This window comes from Streptomyces sp. NPDC002176 (assembly GCF_044903645.1).
Classification (GTDB): domain Bacteria; phylum Actinomycetota; class Actinomycetes; order Streptomycetales; family Streptomycetaceae; genus Streptomyces.
Map to the genome: position 1 here is coordinate 832,308 of NZ_JBJDQW010000001.1, position 20,661 is coordinate 852,968.

General features: G+C 70.7%; 17 protein-coding genes. 6 read left to right on the plus strand and 11 right to left on the minus strand.

The features are described 5' to 3' along the window. The first annotated feature begins 446 nt into the window (after nucleotides 1-446). The 4 genes from ACI2LY_RS03625 to ACI2LY_RS03640 all read left to right on the plus strand — a co-directional run bounded on the left by ACI2LY_RS03625 (nucleotide 447) and on the right by ACI2LY_RS03640 (nucleotide 5,757). Complete coding sequence (locus ACI2LY_RS03625; RefSeq protein WP_404705669.1) at nucleotides 447-2,984, plus strand: beta-ketoacyl synthase N-terminal-like domain-containing protein; 2,538 nt, start codon at nucleotides 447-449, stop codon at nucleotides 2,982-2,984. Beyond that, on the plus strand, nucleotides 2,977-3,735 hold the full coding sequence (locus ACI2LY_RS03630) for a thioesterase II family protein (RefSeq protein ID WP_404705670.1): 759 nt from the start codon (nucleotides 2,977-2,979) through the stop codon (nucleotides 3,733-3,735). The genes ACI2LY_RS03625 and ACI2LY_RS03630 overlap by 8 nt, the downstream gene beginning before the upstream one ends. Before the next feature lie 89 nt (nucleotides 3,736-3,824). Continuing rightward, nucleotides 3,825-5,072, plus strand: coding sequence for a condensation domain-containing protein (locus ACI2LY_RS03635; protein WP_404705671.1), 1,248 nt, complete (start codon nucleotides 3,825-3,827; stop codon nucleotides 5,070-5,072). Continuing rightward, nucleotides 5,059-5,757, plus strand: a complete 699-nt coding sequence (locus ACI2LY_RS03640; protein WP_404705672.1) for a hypothetical protein — start codon at nucleotides 5,059-5,061, stop codon at nucleotides 5,755-5,757. Before ACI2LY_RS03635 ends, ACI2LY_RS03640 begins: the two co-directional genes overlap by 14 nt. On the opposite strand, the gene ACI2LY_RS03645 is transcribed toward ACI2LY_RS03640, so the two are convergent. Then, a complete protein-coding gene (locus ACI2LY_RS03645; protein ID WP_404705673.1) occupies nucleotides 5,732-7,450 on the minus strand; it encodes a non-ribosomal peptide synthetase in 1,719 nt (572 codons plus the stop codon). The genes ACI2LY_RS03640 and ACI2LY_RS03645 overlap by 26 nt on opposite strands. Before the next feature lie 191 nt (nucleotides 7,451-7,641). Between ACI2LY_RS03645 and ACI2LY_RS03650 the strand changes: the two genes are divergently transcribed. Then, complete coding sequence (locus ACI2LY_RS03650; RefSeq protein ID WP_404705674.1) at nucleotides 7,642-9,186, plus strand: condensation domain-containing protein; 1,545 nt, start codon at nucleotides 7,642-7,644, stop codon at nucleotides 9,184-9,186. 37 nt (nucleotides 9,187-9,223) lie between these two features. On the opposite strand, the gene ACI2LY_RS03655 is transcribed toward ACI2LY_RS03650, so the two are convergent. From ACI2LY_RS03655 to ACI2LY_RS03675, 5 genes are all read right to left on the minus strand, one after another. Then, complete coding sequence (locus tag ACI2LY_RS03655; protein WP_404705675.1) at nucleotides 9,224-10,219, minus strand: aldo/keto reductase; 996 nt, start codon at nucleotides 10,217-10,219, stop codon at nucleotides 9,224-9,226. Nucleotides 10,220-10,344: 125 nt separating this feature from the next. Beyond that, the gene (locus ACI2LY_RS03660; RefSeq protein WP_404705676.1) at nucleotides 10,345-10,800 is read right to left on the minus strand and encodes a GNAT family N-acetyltransferase; all 456 of its coding nucleotides are present in this window, start codon (nucleotides 10,798-10,800) and stop codon (nucleotides 10,345-10,347) included. Between the two features lie 59 nt (nucleotides 10,801-10,859). Next, entirely contained in the window at nucleotides 10,860-12,149 is a 1,290-nt protein-coding gene (locus ACI2LY_RS03665; protein ID WP_404705677.1) for an ATP-grasp domain-containing protein, read from the minus strand. Nucleotides 12,150-12,152: 3 nt separating this feature from the next. Beyond that, nucleotides 12,153-13,388, minus strand: coding sequence for a hypothetical protein (locus ACI2LY_RS03670; protein WP_404705678.1), 1,236 nt, complete (start codon nucleotides 13,386-13,388; stop codon nucleotides 12,153-12,155). Further along, nucleotides 13,385-14,701 (minus strand): acetyl-CoA carboxylase biotin carboxylase subunit family protein, encoded by a 1,317-nt coding sequence (locus tag ACI2LY_RS03675; RefSeq protein ID WP_404705679.1) that lies wholly within the window; start codon nucleotides 14,699-14,701, stop codon nucleotides 13,385-13,387. Before ACI2LY_RS03675 ends, ACI2LY_RS03670 begins: the two co-directional genes overlap by 4 nt. A 209-nt stretch (nucleotides 14,702-14,910) precedes the next feature. Here ACI2LY_RS03675 and ACI2LY_RS03680 point away from each other — a divergent pair, with 209 nt between their 5' ends. Beyond that, nucleotides 14,911-15,702 (plus strand): class II aldolase/adducin family protein, encoded by a 792-nt coding sequence (locus tag ACI2LY_RS03680; protein WP_404705680.1) that lies wholly within the window; start codon nucleotides 14,911-14,913, stop codon nucleotides 15,700-15,702. A 29-nt stretch (nucleotides 15,703-15,731) separates the two neighbouring features. Here the strand turns inward: ACI2LY_RS03680 and ACI2LY_RS03685 are convergent, their stop codons facing one another. The 5 genes from ACI2LY_RS03685 to ACI2LY_RS03705 are packed head-to-tail and all read right to left on the minus strand — an operon-like array spanning nucleotide 15,732 to nucleotide 20,634. Continuing rightward, complete coding sequence (locus ACI2LY_RS03685; RefSeq protein WP_404705681.1) at nucleotides 15,732-16,928, minus strand: MFS transporter; 1,197 nt, start codon at nucleotides 16,926-16,928, stop codon at nucleotides 15,732-15,734. 52 nt (nucleotides 16,929-16,980) lie between these two features. Next, on the minus strand, nucleotides 16,981-18,225 hold the full coding sequence (locus tag ACI2LY_RS03690; RefSeq protein WP_404705682.1) for an ATP-grasp domain-containing protein: 1,245 nt from the start codon (nucleotides 18,223-18,225) through the stop codon (nucleotides 16,981-16,983). Further along, complete coding sequence (locus tag ACI2LY_RS03695) at nucleotides 18,222-19,634, minus strand: methylaspartate mutase (protein ID WP_404706470.1); 1,413 nt, start codon at nucleotides 19,632-19,634, stop codon at nucleotides 18,222-18,224. The genes ACI2LY_RS03690 and ACI2LY_RS03695 overlap by 4 nt, the downstream gene beginning before the upstream one ends. Further along, complete coding sequence (locus ACI2LY_RS03700) at nucleotides 19,631-20,119, minus strand: cobalamin-dependent protein (RefSeq protein WP_404705683.1); 489 nt, start codon at nucleotides 20,117-20,119, stop codon at nucleotides 19,631-19,633. The genes ACI2LY_RS03695 and ACI2LY_RS03700 overlap by 4 nt, the downstream gene beginning before the upstream one ends. Before the next feature lie 5 nt (nucleotides 20,120-20,124). Continuing rightward, nucleotides 20,125-20,634, minus strand: a complete 510-nt coding sequence (locus ACI2LY_RS03705; RefSeq protein WP_404705684.1) for a hypothetical protein — start codon at nucleotides 20,632-20,634, stop codon at nucleotides 20,125-20,127. Nucleotides 20,635-20,661 lie beyond the last annotated feature (27 nt).

The window sequence follows — 20,661 nt, forward strand, 5'->3', positions numbered from 1 at the left end:
CCCTACAGTCCGATTCTCCGGCATGTAAAGGGAATACCTATCCGCTGACCGACCGAGCCTTGTCCGCGACTACGTTTAACTGCTCGACAACGGGGAAACCCCGCCGCGGAGACTGCATGAAATGAGCCACTATCGATGCCAGGGGCCTCGTAAAGAGAATCAGTCACTCGCCAAATGCGCAGGTCAGCCAGGCTTTCACGGAGAGTGCATGATGCTATTGCGCCATCCGATCGCCGGGTCGGCTGCCGGGGCCCATTGTTAACCCGGAGAGCATTGACGCAGACTGGTTGGCCATGACAGCTTGTCACCTCGAGGGCGGATTCAATACCCGCCGATGCCGATCGGGAAAGCTGCCAGGGTTTATCTGACTGGATGGTTTTGATGACTTCTTCACACTGGGCGATATCCACTGATCACGGAGACGGACGACGCCGGGAAGTGATGCGGTGAGCACCCGCCAGCCCCCGGTCACCCAGACGGAGCGGATTCTCGCCGAGATCTGGTGCGATGTGCTCGAAGTCGACGAGGTCGGCGTACTCGACAACTTCTTCGAAGCCGGCGGGTACTCGATGCTCATGCAGCTGGTGCGAGAGCAGATCGCTCAGCGTACCGGTATCCGGCCGACCCTGACCGAACTGTTCACCCACGCCACGATCCGGTCCTGCGCCGCTTTCCTGGACGGATCGGCTCAGGAGCAGGAATCGGTCGCGGTTGTGCGGGAGAGGGTCGAGAGTTCGGAATCCGCCGATTCGGGAACCGGTCGGCGTGAGACGGATATCGCCGTCATCGGACTGGCCTGCCGTTTCCCGGACGCGGCGAATGTCGACCAGTTCTGGAGCAATCTCGTCTCCGGTGTGGACAGTGTCAGCCGTTTCCCCCCGAAAAGCATCCCGAGCCCTGGCGGCCGGACGCGGCAATATGTGCCCGCGCGCGGATTGCTGGAGGCGCCGGAATGGTTCGACGCGGGCTATTTCGGCTATACGCCGCGTGAGGCGCTGCTCATCGATCCTCAGCATCGGGTCCTGCTGGAATGCGCGGTCGAGGCGATCGAGGGCGCCGGTTACGACCCGGACCGATTCCCCGGCCAGATCGGCATCTACGCCGGGTGCAGTCTGTCCGCGTACACGGAGATCCTGCGGGCCAAGCAGCAGGAAGACGGCTCGATCACCGAGTGGGACATCCTGACCGGCTCCACCAGCGACTATCTGGCCAGCCGTGTGGCCTACAAGCTGGGGCTGCGGGGACCGGCCGCCAATGTGCAGGCGGCGTGCGCGACCTCGCTGTACGCCGTGCATCTCGCCGCGCGGGCGGTACTCACCGGGGAATGCGACATCGCGCTGGCCGGCGGCACTTCCGTACGGCTGCCCGCCAAGCTGGACAATTACCGGGTCGGTGGAATCACCTCACCCACCGGTACCTGCCGCCCGTTCGACGCGGCCGCGGATGGCGTGATCGGCGGTGAGGGATGTGGGATCACCGTACTCAAGCGACTGTCCGAGGCCATCGCCGACGGCGACCACATCCATGCCGTGCTGCGGGGTTCCGCGGTCAACAACGACGGCAGGGACCGTGCGGGGTTCACCGCGCCGGGAGTCCGCGGGCAGGTCGAGGTGATCAGGGCCGCCCACAGCGCCGCGGGCGTCACGCCTTCGTCCATCACCTACGTCGAGGCACACGGCACCGGCACCCGGGTCGGCGATCCGATCGAGGCCGCCGGGCTGAACCAGGTGTTCGCCGACGGGAAGCCACGCGAGCACCCGTGCTTGCTCGGCTCGGTGAAGGGCAACATCGGGCACACCGACGCCGCCGCCGGTATCGCCGGGTTCATCAAGACGGTGCTCGCCGTGGAGCGCGGGACCATCCCACCGAGCCTGCACTACTCCGAGCCGAACCCGGACATCGACTTCGCGGCGGGCCCGTTCGCCGTGGCGACCGAGCCCACGCCGTGGGCGCCCACCGGGCTGCCGCGCCGGGCCGGTGTCACCGCGCGCGGGCTCGGCGGCGGCAACGCGCACGTCGTGCTGGAGCAGCCGCCGTCACCGCCGCCGAGGGCGGACGCCGTGGACGACCAGGTGCTGGTGCTGTCCGCGCACACCCCGGCCGCCCTCGACGAGCTGACGGCGCGCCTCACCGGCTGGCTGACCGATCACGCCGAGCTCGAACTGCGGGACGTGGCGTGGACGTTGCAGGTCGGCAGGAGGCTGCACGGCCACCGCCGGTACGCGGTGGTGCGTGACCGGCAGGACGCGCTGCGGGTGCTCGCCGGGGACGCGCCGGAGCGGCTGGTCACCGGTGACCACGCCAGGGACGGGCGAGCCGTGGCCCTGCTGATGCCGGACACGGCCGACGTGGCGGAGATGCGGCGCTGGAAGGCCCTCGGTCTGGACCCGGACCTCACCCTGACCCCGGACTGCGGCGACGCCGAGATCCGGTCCGCACTGGACACTCCGGGCCGGGTGTTCCTGGAGATCGGCGGCTCACGGTTGTCCGAACGGCTGCGGGAGCACCCGCGGTGGACGCCGGAGCACATCGCCATCACCGTCACCGATCCCCTGGCGGCCCTCGGTGAACTGTGGCTCGCCGGGCTCCCGGTCGACTGGGCGGCGGCCCACACGACCCAGGTGATGCGGGTGCCCCTGCCCGGCTACCCGTTCCAGCGGCAGCGTTATCTGCTGGAGGCGGGGTCCGCCGCACAGCCGCCGTCGCCCGCTTCGGCCCCCGGGCCGGACACGGAGCAGCGGAACACGGAAGAGACGGTGTCCCTGCTGTTCACCGAGATGCTCGGTCTGCCGAACGTCGATCCGGAGGACAGCTTCTTCGACCTCGGCGGGGATTCACTGGTCGCGACCGATCTGGTGGGCAAGCTCGAGCAGTTGCTGCCGGTGGACCTGGACGTGCGGGAGATGTATCTCGCGCCGTCCGTGCGGGAGTTGACCGCGTTGCTCGAAGAGCGGATGCGTGACGAGGCGGGGCGTCATGGCTGACATACGGGTGATCGAGCGTCCGGCTCCGGCCACCGCTGTGGCCACCGTGTACTGCTTCCCGCACGCGGGTGGCGCGGCCGGGGAGTACGCGCGGTGGGCGGAGCACACGCCCGCCCTGCGACTGGCGGCCGTGCAGCCACCGGGCAGGTCGCACGATCTCGGGGCGCGGGCGTTCACCTCGATGCCGGAGCTGGTACGGGAGATCGTCGCGCAGGTGCGGTTCACCCCGCCGTTCGCCCTGTTCGGCCACAGCCTCGGCGGTCTCGTCGCGTTCGAGGTGGCCAGGGCTCTGGAGGCGCGGCGGCTGAAGCCGGTACGGCTCTTCGTCTCGTCGTGCCCGCCTCCGCCGCTGCGCGGACGGCCCCAGCCGCTGCACCTGCTGGACGATCCCGGGCTGCACGCCGAGATCGTACGACGCTGGGGCCCGCTGCCCGCGGTGATCAGCTCCGACAAGGACCTGCTCGCCGCCGCGCTGGCCTGCTACCGCGCGGATCTCCGGGTGCTGGAGACCCATGAGCACGTGCCCGGCCCGAAGCTGCGCTGCCCCGTCACCGTCATCGCCGGTACGGAGGAACCGGAGAGCGGGGCGTGGATGACGGGGTGGCCGGAACACACCGATGGAGCCGTCGCGTCGTGCCTGCGGCCGGGAGGCCACTTTCACACCCGGGACGACCTCGACGGCCTGGGCGGGCTGCTCGGCGACACGGTGCGCCGCGATCTGCTCCAGGCCGCTCGCGGTGCGACCGGATGAAGGACGCGGGCTCGCCGGGACGGTAGCGGTCCGGTGGCCGCCTGCGGGGTGAACGACCCGACGTGGAACAGGAACAGTGGGGATCAGCCGTGCATCGGAGCATCACCCGGACCTACCTCAAGCACTTCGCGACCGTCCAGGACGGACACGACGGAGCCGACGAGCTGATGCCACTGACCGGGGCACAGCGGAGGTTCCACCACACCAGGTCCGCCGATCCACACGACCGGGTCAGGGTCCTGCCGGTGTTTCTGGAGTTCCCGCCCGGCCTGCTGTCGGCTCCCCGGCTGGAACGGGCGACGCGTGCGGTCCTGCTGCGGCATCCGGCGTTGCGCGGGGCGGCGGACACGGTCGGCGGGGTACCGGTCCTGCGGATACAGCCCGTTCCGGAGGGCCCGCTCGTGCGGGAGATCACGGGCTCGGACGACGGTGCCGTGTGGGCCGCCCTGGACGACTGGCCCGACGGGTGTGGTTCGTTCCGCGTACTGCTGGCCAGGGACGACCGGCGGGATCTGCTGGCCCTCGGCTTCGACCATCTGGTCTGTGACGGCGAGTCCACCGGCCTGGTGCTGGACGAGCTGATGACCCAGTGTCAGAACGGGGAGCGGGTGCCGGATTCCGCGGCCGCCGCCGCACTGCGCCGCTACCGGGAAGCGGTGGAGGAGCAGCTGGCCAAGGAGCACGCGGCGAGCGGACCGGAGGCGCTGGAGCACTGGGTCTCCCGGGTGCGTGACGCGGGGCCCGGCCGGTGGGGCAGGGACCGGGACGCAGGCGAACCGGGCGGACAGGTGTCGGCCTGGCAACGCGTCACGCTGCCGGAATCGGCCACGGCCCGACCGTTCCCGGTGTTGCTGGCCGCCTGCCACACGGCGCTGGCCGGGGCACCGGGAACCGCGCCGGTCGCCTACACCTGGGGAGGCCAGGACCGGGCGGGTGTGGTCGGCTGCTTCCTCAACACCGTCCTCGCCAACCCGCAGGGCGACGACGTGCGCGAGAGCTGGTGGGAGGATCTGGAGTTCGTGGACACCCCGTTCGACGAGGTCGTCCGGGCCGCCCGGGCGAGTCACGCGTCGTGGACCGGGCACCTCGATCTCGTACTGACCCTCATCGACCGCACACGCCGCCCGGCGCCGGTGCTGGACGGGGTGCCCGGCCGGTTCAGGTACCTGCCGGGCAACAGGATCGAGGAACCAGTGATCGTCACGGCCGTCCATGACCAGGGGGAGCTGGCGCTGCGCATCGATCACGACCCCACGATCGTGCCCGGTGCCGCCGCGGCCGGGATCGCCGACGTGCTCCGTGGTTCCTTCGTGGACGCCGACCGTGTCGCGGGCTGACCTCGCCGCCCGGTCGGTGCTGATCTGCCTCGACGGGCGGTCACCGGCCATGGAACTGCCCGACGGCGACAGCGTGCTGTTCGGCTGGCGGGGCGGGGAGATCACCGTAGGCACCGACCAGGCACTGACCGCGGGCCGTATCCACGCGTTCGGCGACTACTGGCTGATGTCGAACCACGGCACGGCGGGCACCTACTGCGTGGAGAACCTGGAGGGCGCCGGGGAGTACGTCAAGGTGCAGGCGGGCCGGGTCGGGGTGCCGATCCCCTTCGAGCTGAGCCGGGTGACGCTGACCGTGGGCGCCGGGGGCAACAGCTTCACCGTCCATGCCCCGGAACGCCGGTCCGCCACCGGGCCGGGTGGCGCCGGGATTCCGTTGCTGGACGAGCAGAGCCGGTACTTCCAGGTGCTGGTCTGCCTGTGCGAGCCGAGACTGCGGGACTGCGGGGTGGCGGCGGTACCGACCCCGGCGCAGGTCTCGGCCCGGTTGTCCGCCGCCGACCGGCCGCTCGGCCGCTCGGCGGTCAACTATCACATCGACTACCTGGCCACGAAGCTCGGGATCGCGGCCCCGCGGGGGATGACCCGGGCGTGGAAGCGGGTCACGCTGGTAACGCTGGCGTTGAAGTTCGACCTGGTGTGCCCCGAGCATCTCGGTCTCATTCCGGGACCTGTTCCGGGGTGACGATCTCCGTGACCGCCTCGGTGAACTCCCCCAGGGTCGTCTTCTGGAAGATGATCCGCACCGGTACCCGGTGGCCCAGTTCCGCGCGGATGCGGCCGACCGCGTTCACCGCGAGCAGCGAATGACCACCGCGCTGGAAGAAGTCGTCGTGGTCCCGCAGTTCGATGCCGCCCAGCAGCTCGGACCACACCCGTCGGACCACGTCCCGCACCGGGTTCTCGGTGGGTGCCGGGCGGTCCGTGGCGGACACCGTGCCGCTCGCGGCGTGCGTGGCGCGCAGGGCCGCGAGATCCACCTTGCCCCGGTCGGTCATCGGCAACCGGTCCACGAACGTGATCACGTTGGGCACCATGTGGCCCGGCAGCCTGTCCCGCAGGTAGTCGTGGATCTCCTCGGCCGACTGCCGGTCGGCCGTGGCCACCACGTACCCGGCGAGGGCGTGATCCTGAGGCAGGATCACACAGTCCTCGACATCCGGATGCGTACGCAGAGCGGCCCGCACCTCCCCGATCTCCACCCGGAGTCCATTGATCTGCACCTGCTCGTCGTCCCGGCCGAGGAACTCCAGCACGCCCGCGGTGGTGGTCCGGACACGGTCACCGGACCGGAACACCCGGCCCAGGTCCGGCAGCCGGACGAACCGCTCCGCCGTGACCACGGTGTCGCCGAGGTAGCCACGCGCTACGCAGGCGCCGCCGATCAGCAACTCCCCCTCCGGGGAGGCATGCAGCTCGGCGCCGGTGACGCCGCGGCCGATCGGTACCTCCGGTCCGGTGTCCGTGCTCGCGTCGAACTCGTGGTAGGCGACCGCCACGGCCGTCTCGGTCGGTCCGTACCGGTTGAACAGCCTTGCTCCGGGGAGCAGTTCGGCGATCCGGCGGGCCGTCGAGGTCGGCAGCCGGTCCCCGCCGCTGATCAGGTACCGCAGGTTCGTGGCCTTCTGGAACTCCGGCTCGTCGAGCAGTGCCGGAAGTATCGCCGGGGGGAGCCGGACCGCGGTGATCTCGTGCTCGACGAGTGCGGTGGCGAGGGCGAGCGGGTCCAGATGATCGCCCTCGGCGAGTGAGACCACCGTGGCGCCCGCACCGAGCGGCCAGAGGAAGTCGGTCAGCGAGGCGTCGAACGTGTAGGGCGCCACCTGCAACAGCCGATCGCCCGGCCCCAGCGGGAGCCGCTCGGCGAGCCAGTCCAGATGGGGTGTGAGGTTGCGGTGCTCGACGACGACGCCCTTGGGCGTGCCGGACGATCCGGAGGTGTAGATGACGTACGCGGGATCGTCCGGGGCGGCGTCGGCGGCCGATTCACCTTCCGCATCGCCGTCCACGCCGAGTGTGCGGACCTGGTCGTGCCGGAAGCGGTCCGCCGTCGCCTCGTGCACCAGCGTCACGACCGGTGCGCAGTCCGCCAGGATCTGTGCCCGTCGGGGGGCGGGTTCCTCCAGACCAAGGGGCACGAACGCCGCACCTGCCCGCAGCACCCCGAGCATGGCGATCGCCATGTCGGCCCCGCGTTCCAGGAACAGCGCGACCCGCTCGCCGGGACCGGCTCCCGCGTCGGCCAGACGCCTCGCGAGCCGTCCCGACCGCTCGTTCAATTCCTGGTAGGTCAGCGGCCGTCCGGCACTGTCGAGCCAGGCCGTGCCCGTCCGCGCCTCATCGAGAACCGGAGTGTGCAGCAAACCGTTGTCCGACATCCTCATCCCCCGCGAGTGGATCGCTCACCGAGGTTCGATCCGATCACAGTCCGGGGGCCGCGTCATCCTGTCGAACGTCAGGGGCTCTCGACAGGCAGCCGTATCGCACGGAAATATCTCCCGCCCCGCACCCGGGCTGTAGCCTTGCCGAGGTCTGGGGAAATGCCTTCCAGAAAGGAGACGCCATGCTCATGGACTCCCTATCCGGTATTCCGCAGTTGGACCGGATGACCGCCGTGTGGGAACACGTCCTGAAGAAGGACGGGATCAAGCCGGACGACTCGTTCTTCACTCTGGGCGGCCAGTCCGTGATGGCCGGTTCCCTGGTGAGTGCGGCAGGGGAGGAATTCGGGGTACGTATCCCGCTCAGGGCACTTTTCGAGCACTCCCGATTGGGTGAATTCACCGAGCATGTGCTGGGGTTGACGGCGCCTTCGGCACCGCTTCCGTATGCCGTCTCCACGGATATTCCCCTGGAGATGACCGCTTTCCAGCGGCGTATCTGGCTGGCCGAGCTGATCGATCCGAGCGTGCGCAATCATGTGCCGCTCGCCTGGCGGGTGGAGGGCCACCTGGACCCCGACCGGCTGGGCCTGGCACTGGGTCGGCTGGTGGCCGAGCACGAGATACTGCGTACCCGGTTCGTCGAGGACGACAACGCGTTGTCCGTGCGGCTGCGGCCGCCGTGGGTGCCTCAGGTGGAGCCGCTCGACCTGCGGAACGCCCCCGACGGCATGAGGGACTGGCTGGACGCCGCCCTGCGCCTGCCGTTCGATCTCGAGTCCGGCCAGCTGCTGCGGGCCGCCCTCGGCGATCTCGGCGACGGCCGCCAGGCGCTGCTGCTCTGCCTGCACCACCTGGTGATCGACGGCGAGTCGGTTCCCGTCCTGCTCGCGGAGCTGGACCGTTGCTACACCGCCCCGGACAGGCCGCAACCGGTCGTCCAGTACCGGGAGTTCGCCGCTTACCAACAGTGGCAGCGGGACAGCGCTTCCCGGGACACCGACCTGGACTACTGGGCGTCCGCGCTGGAGGGAGCGCCCTCGGACACGCCGCTGCCCGCGCCGAGGCAGCCGGAGCCGAACGGGGCGTTCCAGATCCCGTTGCCCGCGGGGCTACTGGATGCGCTGCGCGCGGTGCAGTCCGAGCACGGCGTCAGCTGGTTCATGGTGGCCGCCACGGCGCTGGCGGTGACCCTGCACCGGTGGACCGGACTCGACGATGTCACCTTCGGCTCTCCGACGGCGAACCGGGACGAGCCGCGCTTCGCCGAACTGCTCGGCCCCTGCCTGAACACCACGGTGCTGCGCTCCCGGGTCACCGAGGACAGCACCGTGCTGGACGCCCTGCTGCGGATGCGCGGCGAGGCACTGGGTGCGCTGGAGCACCAGACCGTCCAGTTCGACGACGTCATCACCCGGCTGAACCCGGTCCGCCGGTTCGGGCACACCCCCTATATGAACGTCATGCTGAACATGAACCTGCTGGACGGCCACGCCGCCGTGCTGGACGGTACGCGGCTGACCCCGGTGTTGAACGACTCGTTGCGCAGCGAGAACGCCAAGTTCGGCCTGACCGTGACCATGGCGGAGCAGGACGACCAGCTGATCGGGCTGGTGGCCCATCGCGGAGATCAGCTCGGCGCCGACCACGCCCGGGAGTTGGCCGACGAGCTGGCCGACCTGCTGATCCGGTTCCCGGAAGCCCTGAAGGAGCCGGTCCTGCGGCAAGGCTGAGCCGACGCCGTGCGGTCAGCGCCACGCACCGGTCCGCTCAGTGCTGGCCGGGCAGCTGGGTGATGGGGTGTCCGACCACGTGGTGCGGCTGGTACGGCTCTTCGAGGTAGTTGATCTCTTCGTCGTCGAGTTCCACGTCCACCGCGTCGATGGCGTCCTGGAGATGGCTCATCTTGGTGGCGCCGACGATGGGGGACGTGATCTCCGGCTTGGAGAGCAGCCAAGCCAGCGCGAGCTGTGCCATCGGCAGCTCACGTTTGGCGGCCAGTCGTCCGAGCCGTTCGACGATCTCCTGGTCGGTGTCGCGGTAGAGGGTCTTGCCGAACTCGTCGGTCTCGCTGCGGACGCTGACGCTGTCCCAGGCCCGGGCGAGCCGCCCCCTGGCCAGGGGGCTCCACGGGATGACGGCGATGTTCTGGTCGGCGCACAGCGGCAGCATCTCCCGCTCTTCCTCGCGGTAGATCAGGTTGTAGTGGTTCTGCATGGTGGTGAAGGGGGTCCAGCCGTTCTTATCGGCGATGTACTGGGCCTTGGCGAACTGCCAAGCCCACATCGAGGACGCGCCGATGTGCAGGGCCTTGCCCGCCTTCACCACGTCGTGCAGCGCCTCCATGGTGGTCTCGATCGGCGTCGCCGGGTCCCACCGGTGGATCTGGTAGAGGTCGACGTAGTCGGTGCCGAGCCTGCGCAGGCTGTTGTCGATCTCGGTCATGATCGCCTTGCGGGACAGCCCGACACCGTTGGGTCCGGGCCGTGTTCGCCCGTGGACCTTGGTCGCCAGCACGATCTCGTCGCGGTGACCGTATTCGCCGAGTATCTGTCCGACGATCTTCTCACTGGACCCGGCCGAGTAGACGTTGGCGGTGTCCAGGAAGTTCACTCCGGACTCCAGCGCCCGCAGCATCATCGGCCGCGCCTCGTCGAGGTCCAGGGTCCAGGCGTGCACGCCCTCGCCGGGAAAGCCGAAACTCAGGGCACCCAGGCAGATCCGCGACACGTCCATACCGGTCGAGCCCAGCTTGACGTACTTCAAGAGGTTCCTCCTCGATGGGATCAGTGCCGGAGACAAGCAATCGATGTTGGCAAGGGCGCGGAGTGGCCCGCAAGTTGTTCAGCCGACACTGGCCGAGAAGCTCCCCCGGGCTCGACGCACGAGCGTCATTCGTGTCCGGGCACGATCTTCCAGTGGAAGCAGACCCGGTCCTGCCCCGGGCCGTCGTAGTCGATGCGCACGGGCAAGCCGTCGGCCTCGCGATCGCCCGGTTCGAGAGTGAACCCCATGCTCTGGTGGAACGCGATGGAACCGGTGTTGCCCGGCGAGGTGATCGCACGCACCTCGCGACGGCCCGCGGCGGCGGCACGTCGGAGGAACTCCGTGTAGAGCGTGCGGCCCAGACCCTGTCCGCGCAGCGTCGGGTCGACTCCCACGAAGTGGATGTAGCCCTCGTCGTCGTTGTCCGCGGCGTAGAACCCGATGAGGAACGCTCTGATCCCCGCGTCGTCCTCCAGTACAAGACTGGTGCCGGAGAAGAACTGCAGGAACAACTTCGGCAGGAGCAGCGACAGTTCGCGGGCCTGGTCGGGTGTGCGGGAGTCGCTCCACCACCGCTGCACGCACCGGACGATCGTCGGGTGATCCAAGACGTGTGCCTGGCGCGGTGCGAGTGCCGCGTTCACTTCCGGCTCCATTCGTCCTCCGACCCCCCTCGTGCGAACGGGTCCAGCGCTTCGTGGGCCTCGGCGAGAACGTCCCCCATCGTGGGCGCGGGCTCGTCGGCGACCGGTGTGGTCCGCATGACGATCGACTCGGCGACCTCCCGGACGCGCCGCGCGGCCTCCGCCCCGGTGGGCGCCCGCACCAGGACATAGCCCGGCCTGTCGTCGGACCACTGCACGGGCCGGACGACGTCCCCGACCTCGGCCCGCACGCTCAGTTCCACCACCCCGTCCATGGCTCGGGCGGCGTCGACACCGGACACCTCGGTGATCCGGCCCGGCGCCACATCGAGGAACTGGACGGCTGCCCCGCCCCGCGGCCGGGGGACCGGGACGGTGAAGCCCGGGTCGGCGGCCAGCTGGAACGGCAGCGCCTCCAGGTCGATCCCGGTGGCCAGTTCGACGAGCTTGCTGATGCGGTCGCCTCCGGCCCTGCTGTGCGACTCGATCACCCGCGGCCCCCGCGCCGTCAGCATGATCTCGGTGTGGGCCACACCGTCCACGAGGCCCACACCGTCCAGCACCGCACAGGTGAACTCGCGGACCGCCGTGGCGTCCTGTTCGTCCAGCGCCGCGGGCACGACGTGCCCCTGCTCGATCACCCCGTCCTTGGTGTCCTTCCCCGTGACCGCGAGGACGGTGTGCCGTCCGGCGTGGGAGAAGGTCTCGACGCTCAGCTCCTCGCCGGTCAGCAGCGCCTCGATCATGAAGTCGCCGACACCGTACGAGTCGATCCACTCCCAGACCTCGGGCACCTCGTCGACCGTGCGGACCTTGCGCACCCCGAGGCTGCCGGAGCCCATCAGCGGTTTGACGACCGCGCCCCCGTGCTCGCCCACGAAGGCGCGGAGGTCCTCGCGGGTCGTCCTGCGGGCGGCGGGCACGGGCCCCAGGCCCTTGTCGTTCAGCAGTTCCCGCAGCGCCAGCTTGTCGTGCAGGGTCCGGGTGACCTCCAGGCCGTTGCCCGGAAGTCCCAGGGTGGTGTTCAGATGCCCGGAGATGACCTGCCCGATCTCGCTGTGCGTGATGATCCGGGAGAAGGGGTCGACTGCGTGCAGCGTCCGGGCCAGTTCCGTGACGAGCCGTATGTCCTGGAAGTCGAAGAGATGCAGCCGGGAGCAGTACGGGACCACCTGCGGGTCGAACGTACCGGGCTTCTCGAAATTCGTGACACGCAGACCCAGCTTTGCCGCCTTCTCCAGAATGCGGGCGTTTCCGGCGAGAACAAGGATGTGCGGATGCGTCATTTCTTACCTCTGAACAGGAGTGTCGACCATTGATTTCGCCGGGCTGTAGATCATGCCGGGCATTTGCCGACGGAATCGGAGAGCGCCCGCGAAATACAGTGCGCAGGCCGCCGCCACCGCGGCCGCGGGAATCCAGCGGCCGACGGAACTGCCCGCATGCTCCGCCACATAGCCGCCCAGCGCGTTCCCGCAGGCCACGCCGATGTTCGCACTGGCACCGGCCCAGGTGAACACCTCCTGCAGCCGGGCCTGCGAGTCGGCGATCCGGCTGAGCAGGTTGAATTCCTCGATCCCGATCGCGGCCATCGGAATACCGGCGAGGAAGAGGGCGCCCGCCAGCAGCCAGGGGTCCGACGGCAGGGCGGCGAGGGCGAAAAGGGGGAGCCAGGCGAGCAGCAGTCGGCCGAATCGGCGGCCGGGCGCCGGTTCGGTCGGCAGCAGCCCATAGGCCGTGCCGCTCAGCACGCTCGCCAGCGCGGGCGCGAGCAGCACGAACCCCGCCGCCTCCGCGTCACCGGCGTCGCCCAGCACCGACACGACGGACACGTCCATGGCTCCGGTCACCACCGCCGTCACGCCGCCGACGGCCACCATCCAGGCCACCGGCGCCGACACCTTCCGGGAGGAGCCCCGGCGCCGGGCACCGCCGTCCGGGCCCAGGCACTCGCGCACGAGCCGGGTGCACGAGAAGCCCACTCCGCCGACGACGACACAGCCGTCGGCGAAGGCCAGGGCCAGTCCGGGGCGGAGCGCGGCCAGCACTCCGGTCACCGGCGGCGCGACGACGAAGAGCAGTTCCGTGACCACGGACTCCAGGGAGTTCGCCGTCCCCCGCAGCGGTTCCGGGGTCCCCGACCTCGGCCACAGGGCGCGCATCGCCGCCCCCATCGGCGGTGTCGTCATGCCGATGACGCAGCAGCCCGCGACGAACGAGGGGACCGACCCGCCGTCGGCCCCGGCCAGCGCCAGCACGGTGCCCGGGACGCTGACGCAGGCCATCGTGGCGTAGACCGCGGAGGTGCCGTACCGGGAACTCAGCCGTCCGGCGACGGGACTGCCGACGGCGACCCCGAGCATGAGCCCGCCCGCGCCCAGGCCACCGACACCGATGCCGAGGCGGGCGGTCCCCAGGAAGAGGGCTCCCAGCCCGCAGGCGACGTAGCCGAACCGGCCCAGGACCGAGAAGAACTCGGCCTGTCTCAGCCCCGGGCGGTGGAAGAGTTCGACGTACCGCCTCATCGTGCGCCGGGGCCGGGGGACGGTCGCAGCGGGGCCAGTTCCAGGGTGATGGCGCCCTCGATCGCCTTCAGCCGGGTGAAGAAGTCGCCGAAGTCGTCGCTCGTCGCGAGCACCCGGAACGGGTGCGAGATCGTCCCCTCGTCGGCGACCAGCCGGTCCCCGCGCCGCTTGGCGCGTACTACCTCCCGTACACCGGGGAGCCGGGCGATCTCCTCCTCGCCGCCGATCTCGATCACCTCGTACTCCCCCTGCGGCGGCTGCGGCGTGTAGTAGAAGGCGTGGCCGCGGAACCGGGGCAGGCCCGTGGGCGCCTGTCCGAGCGCGATGCGTGCCAGCTGTTCCACGACGTCGTATCCGGCGGCGGCGCGCAGGAGTTCGGACACTCCCCCGCCGATGCGCCCGTTGATCTCGATGACGACCGGGCCGGTGGCGGTGAGCATGAGTTCCGTGTGGGTGGCGCCGCGCGTGACGCCCAGGGCCCGCAGCGCGTCGGTGGTGGCCCGCCGAATCTCCGTGAGCCGGGGCTCCGGCAGGCCGGACGGCATCACGTCCCCCACTTCCCGGAAGGGTGGCGCCAGCGGCAGCTTGTCGGTGACCGCCAGATGGTGGACCGTGCCGTCGTGGATCAGGGACTCGACGCTGACCCGGGTGCCCATACGGTCGTCGGCGTGCCAGTTGCGGCCCTCGATGACCTCCTCCACGACGAACACCGGCGGAGCGCCGATGACGCGCGGGTCCGTCGCGTACATCCCGGCCGCCCGCCGGAAGGCGGCGACCAGTTCGGGCAGGTCGTGCACGAGCGTCACACAGAGGCTGCCGACGCCGACGGCGGGCTTGAGCACCACCGGGAACGCCAACTCCGCGGCGGCGGACCGCAGACCGTCCTCGTCCGACACGACGGCGAACGCCGGGCCGGGCACTCCCGCCGCCCGCAACGCCTCGCGTTGCAGGTCCTTGCGGCGCAGGCGAGCGGCCGCGACGGGCGGGTTGGACGGCAGCCCGAGCGCGGCGGCGGCCACGGCGGCGTGGTAGCTCACCAGCTCACTGAGGGCCAGCACGCCGTCCACGGGTCCGGACCGCGCGGCGATCCGGAGCACCTCGTCGATGGCTTGATCCGGTCGTTCGACGACCTGGACGGGGCCGAGTTCCGCCAACTGCCCGACCCGCAGGTCCTGGTCCTCGCGCGTGCCCCAGCGCAGCGTGACGACACTGCAGCGGGCCACGCCTGGCAGGGCGCTGAGGATGTCCCGCGATCCCGGTCCGGGAGGCGCGTCCACCAGGATCAGATGCGGCACGGGCGGCGACTGCGGCACTGCGTTCTCCCTCGTTACCCATATTCCGGTTCCGAAAAGGCCGCCGGAAGCGTATCCCGAGCTCTTTTCCGGCCAACACCGTGTTTCCAGCCAGTTGATCGTCTCCGCCCGCCGGGTCCGATGCCGGGGCTTTCCGGAAACCCCTTGGTCGACGGCGGGCGAATACGGCATGATGACGTCGCCTGATCGCGTTCCCGAAGGAGGATCGAGTGAGCCTCGCCGACCTGAAGCCGATACCGAGGGACCAGCTGTCCTTACGGGCGCCGCGCATTTACGAGGACGTCACGGAAGAGCGGCGGCATCGCCAGGAGAGTCTGGTCATCGCATTCCGCCTCTTCGGAAGATTCGGGTTCGAGGAGGGAATCGCCGGCCACATCACGGCGCGCGATCCCGAACACACCGATCACTTCTGGGTGAACCCCTACGGAATGTCTTTCCAGCACATCCGGGTCAGCGATCTGGTGCTCGTCAACTCCGCGGGCGAGGTGGTGCACGGCCGGTACGACATCAACGAGGCCGCGTTCGCGATCCACTCGCAGATCCACGCCGCGCGCCCCGAGGTGGTCGCGGCGGCCCACAGCCACTCCCTGCACGGCAAGGCACTCTCCGCGCTGGGCGAGAAGCTGGAGCCGATCACCCAGGACGTCTGCGCGTTCTACGAGGACCACGGCCTGTACGAGGAGTACAACGGCCTGGTGGACGAGACCGAGGAGGGCCGCCGCATCGCCCGCGCCCTGGGTGGGCACAAGGCGGTGATCCTGCGCAACCACGGGCTTCTCACCGTGGGACGGTCGGTGGAGGCCGCCGCCTGGTGGTTCGTCACCATGGAACGCTCCTGCCAGGCGCAGCTGCTGGCCAAGGCGGCGGGCAAGGTGGTGCACATCGACCACGAGACGGCCGCGGCGACCTGCCGGGACATCGGCGGTGACGACTTCGCGTGGGTCAACTTCCAGCCGCTGCGCGACAAGATCCTCCGGGACGAGACCGACCTCTTCGACTGACACCCCCGGCCCTGGGGCCGACCACGCCCTCACCCGCGATGCGCCTTCCCCTCCACCGCTCGGTCCCACCAGGCCGGGACGAGGGCCGTCAGCATCAGGGCCGCGGTGAGGACGAAGGCCCAGGGATAGCCGGTCAGACCGGCCACCGCGCCGAAGCCGACGGCGCCGATGCCCATACCCGCGTCGTAGGCGACGTTCCACAGAGCGCTCACCGTCCCGTATCCGGAGGCCGGGACCCGGGAGTACATCAGCGTGATGGTCGCGTTCTGGGTGATGCCGAAACCGATCCCGAACACGGCCACGCCCGCGACGACCGCGACGGGGACGTCCGTGAGGGCGACGACGAGTATGCCGACGGCCGAAGCGAGCAGCCCCGGCACCACCAGCCCGGCGGGCCCGTGCCGGTCGCCGTGCCGCCCGGCGAACCAGCGGGAGACGGTCGCGGCGGCGGGCTGCACGAACAGCGCCGCGGCCACCACTGCGGAATGGCGCGACGCCACGGCCAGCGGCAGGAACGTGACGACGATCCCCGCGCCCAGCGCGGTCACCGCGAAGACGGCCGTGGGACGGACGAGCGCGCCGGACCGGGCCCCCGCGAACACCCCGAGCGGCGGGCCCGACGCGGCCTCCCGGTCGGGGAGGCCCGGCACGGCGGCGATGGCGACCAGCGCCAGCAGGGCCGCCACCGCGCAGACCGGGCCGTATCCCGTGTGCGAGGCCAGCCACACCCCGAGCGGCAACCCCACGAGCGAGGGCACACCGGCCACGATGCCGGTCAGGGCCAGCCCCTCGCCGCGGCGCTCGGGCGGGATCAGCGACACCGTCAGCGCCCCGCCCGCCACGACGGCGAACGCGAAGCCGAGACCGCGTACGAAGCACACCGCGACGATCCACACCATGCTCTGCGAGACCGTCAGGGCCAGGGCCGGAGCACCCAGCAAGAGCAGCCCCGCGCCCAGTGCCACGCGATAGCCGCAGCGCGCGGCCAGCCACGGGGCCATCAGCTCGCCGACGACGGTCGCCAGCATCAGCGCGCCGGTGACCAGGCCCGCCTCGTCGCTGCCCCGGCCCGGCACGCTCTGCGCGTACATCGGGACGACCGACAGCAGGAGGAAGAAGCTGGCGGAGGAGCCGATGACGGTGACGAAGCGCATCAGCAGCGCCCGGGTCAGCAGCCGCGGGCGTGCCGCGGCCGCCCGGTGCCGCGGATCGACGGATGAGGTCATGCGGTGACCCCGAGGATCGGACCGGCCATCGGTGTGCTCCCCTTCCATGCCGTCATGCCGGGCGGGTGTGGATCACGAGCCGGTCGGCGGCCCGGCGGGACCGGGCCACGGCGGTGTCCGTGTCGGGGCCCCGGGCGGCCACATGCCCCAGGCCGTCCCACTGGCCGACGAACGGCCGTACCAGGTCGCCGGGGCGCACCCAGAGGTCGACCGCCACCGTGTCCGGGTCCGCCCCGACCGTGTCGAGTCCGTCGACGCGGTGCACCCGTCCCTCGTCGGCCAACAGCAGCCAGCTGGCGGCCGCTCCGCGCGGGGCCGACCGCTCCGGCAGCGGTTCCACCAGGCCCACCGGCCACCCGATGGCCATCGACATCGGGTCGTGGCCGTAGACGTCCTCGATCATGTCGGTCAGCAGGGCGCCGCCGACCCGGTTCTGCGACTCGCAGATCACCGGGCCGCGCGGGCCGAGGATGATCTCCGTGTGCGTGGGGCCGTCCCGGAAGCCCATGGCGTCGAGGAACGCGACCGCCGTGCCGACGACCGCCCGCTCGACGTCCGGGGCGAGCCGGGCCGGGAGGGCATGCCCGACATGGACGTGGTTCGACTTCTCCGTGATCGCCTCCGTCACGGCCATCACCACGTGCCGGCCGTCGAAGCTGAACGCCTCGGCGCTGTAGAGCGGCCCCTCGACGTACTCCTCCATGACGAACCGGTCGATCCGGTAGGCGTCGATCAGCGGATGCCCGGAACCGGCCCGCAGGTGCTGGACCTGACGCCAGACCGGTTCGGTGGCGGCACGGTCCCGCACCACCATCACGCCGAAGCTGGCGGTGCCGTTGCCGGGCTTGACGATGAACGGGTAGCCGTGTGCCTCGCCGAACCGGACGAGGCTGTCGTGGCCGTCCACCAGTCCCGCGGCCACCGGCAGCAGGCCGTCGGGCGCGGTCTCGGCGAGGCGGCGGCGCATCAGCCACTTGTCGGTGAACCGATGGCTCACCTCGTACGGCGTTCCGCCCAGCCCCAGCAGGTCGTTGACGCGGGCGACGGGGTCGAGGCCGGGCTCGGTCAGCGAGACGGCGGCCGAGAAGCCCCACTTCTCGTACGCCTCCTCCACCAGCGGCCGCAGGGTCGTCCAGTCGGTGTAGTCGGTGAGCAGGACGTCGTCGACCAGGTCCCGCTGCTCGGGGGCGAAGTCCTGCTCGAACTGGCAGTACACGACGTCCAGGCCCAGGTCCTTGGCCTTCCGCAGCTGGTAATCCGGGCCTCCGATGAGGAGGACGCGCTTCGGACTCGTCACGGGGATTCCTCGTTGAACAGGTTCGGGAAGTAGTTGATGTCAGCGGTCAGATCGGCGAGCAGCGAGCGGGCCGGTGGGCTGGGTCCCGCGGGCAGGCGCAGGAGTTCCCGGTGGCGCGCCAGGGAGCGGGCGGACAGCTGGAGGCCGCCGGGCGAGAGGTAGCGGACGGCTCCCTCGGGGTCCCGCTTCGGGATGACCCGGGACCGGGCGAACCGGCTGGCGCTGAACGGGATGTCGAGGGTGCCCTGGTCGAACGCCTCGGCGATCGCCGGTATCAGGTCCCGGCGCGCCAGGACCGGTTTCACGATCTCGTCGACCTCGGCCAGTATCCACTCCCGCTCGCGGCGTACCCGGTCCCGGTCCAGCGACCGGGAAAGGAAGCCCAGCAGCGGGGAGTTGCACCGGTCGGCGAGCCTGAGTCCCTCGATGTTCGCGCGGGTGCCGGGGATGCCCAGCGCCTCCTGGTGGGTCTTGGTGATGATCTTGGAGGCGCCGCCCAGCCGGGCCACCAGGGCGCCGTAGAGGATCAGGTCCTCGGCATGGCGGCGGAGCCTCGGGAAGACGCCCATGAACTCGTGCAGCACGGGGTGGACGTCGACGCCCGCGGGCAGGTATCTCCCGGCCAGCTCCGGGATGGTCTCCAGCGCGGCCACGTCCTGGGCCAGATGGCCGCCCTGCGGATAGGCGACGGAGACGCACCGCACCCCGGCCCGGGCGGCGAGCACCGCCTCCAGGACGCTGACGGCCAGGCTGACCGAGGGCGGCACCAGGACGGCGGTCAGGGTGCCGAAGAGCTCCCGGTCGACCACGACCCCCGACTCGGCCAGCTCCCCGCACCTCCTGTCCACGGCCTCCCAGGCGGCCAGCGACGTGGTCAGCGGCACCGCCTTCGCGTAGGGCAGGTTGTACGAGATCCCGCCGCCCTCGAACGACGTGAAGCCGCTGGCGAGCGAGACGTCGAAGAGGGGCCGGGGGTCCGGCGAACCGTGCCGCACCTCCAGCGGGGCCGCGACCGCCTCGTTGAGTTCCCGGCCCCGGCGCCAGCCATGGGCGACGAGCGGATAGCCGTTGAGATCCTCCGGCCGCGTGGCAAGGGTGCGCGCCGCCTGTTCGAAGCGCCGCAACCGGGTGTGGGAGTCGATGGTCACGGTGAGGACGTCGGGTTCGGCCTCCGTCTCCAGGGCGCGCAGCAGTGCCCTCATCTCCTCGTGGCCGCCGACTCCGCACCGGGGCTGCACGGCCACCCGCCGTCGGGCCCGCGCCTCGCCGAGCACCTGCGCCACGGTGGGCTTGCCCAGCGAGGTGATGTAGGAGACCGACTCCCGCAGACCGGGTACGGAGCCGGGCACCCCGGCGCCCCGCCTGCCTCCCCGGCGCCCCGCGGAGGCGAGGGGTATCGGCCGGTTCATGACGCGGCCGACCGCGCGCATCGCCCGACCGAGGCCCGGTCGGCCCGCAGTTCGTCCAGTACGGCGGGCAGGTCGGCGGGGTCCGCCACGATCCGGTCCACGCCGCAGGCGTACAGCCGGGCCAGGGCCGAGGGGTCCTTCCGGCTGCCCACCGACAGGTTCCCGCCGACCACGACCGGGCAGCGGATGCGTCCCGACAGCTTGGCCTCCGCCAGGTCGCGCAGGTCCTCGTGGGCGTGGCCGTTGAGGCTGCCGATCAGGACCGCCTCGGCCTCCGGGTGGTCCGCGCAGGCGTCGGCGAACTCCTCGACGGAGGTGCACGCGCCCAGGTTGACCACGTGGAAGCCGACCTCGCCCAGGAAGTGGGCGATGAGCTGGTTGGCCACCACATGGGAATCGCTGGCGGCCACACCGAGCACGACCAGTCGGCGGCCGTCGGGCGCACGGGGGGCGGGGGTCCGCGGTTGCTCCCCTGACGTCGGCATGTGAACTAGACCAGTTCGCCGGTGCACAGGTCGTCGAGGTACGCCTGCTTGGCGGCGTGGTCGCGCTCCGACAGCAGGTAGCGGGACCAGCCGCGCCGCTCGTGGGCGGTGGCGTCGAGTTCCTCGATGCTCTGGGTGGGCCGCAGGAAGCCGGGCTTCGGCGGGTAGGGCAGGAAGCCCGCGTCGTCCTTGTAGTAGAGGCCCTGCCACATCTCGTTCTTGTCCCGCCAGACGCAGACGAGCATGAAGTACTTGGCGCCGTCCCGGTGCAGCAGGACGAACCCCAGTTCCTGGCGGAACTCGAGCCGTTCGGCCGTGGCCTCCGCCGCGAGGAAGTCCCGCGCCTCGGCGCTGACCTCCGGGGTGGCGTCCTGGTCGGCGCCTCGGATGTCGTACCACTTCAGACAGGCTCCGGGCAGGTACAGGGGCTCGCCCGGGAAGATCGGCTTGGCGCGGTGCGTCCAGTCCGCCGGGTAGTCGGCGAGAGCGTCGAGGGAGGACTTCGTCCGGGTCATGGGATGCGGGTGCCTTTCGGTGGTTGA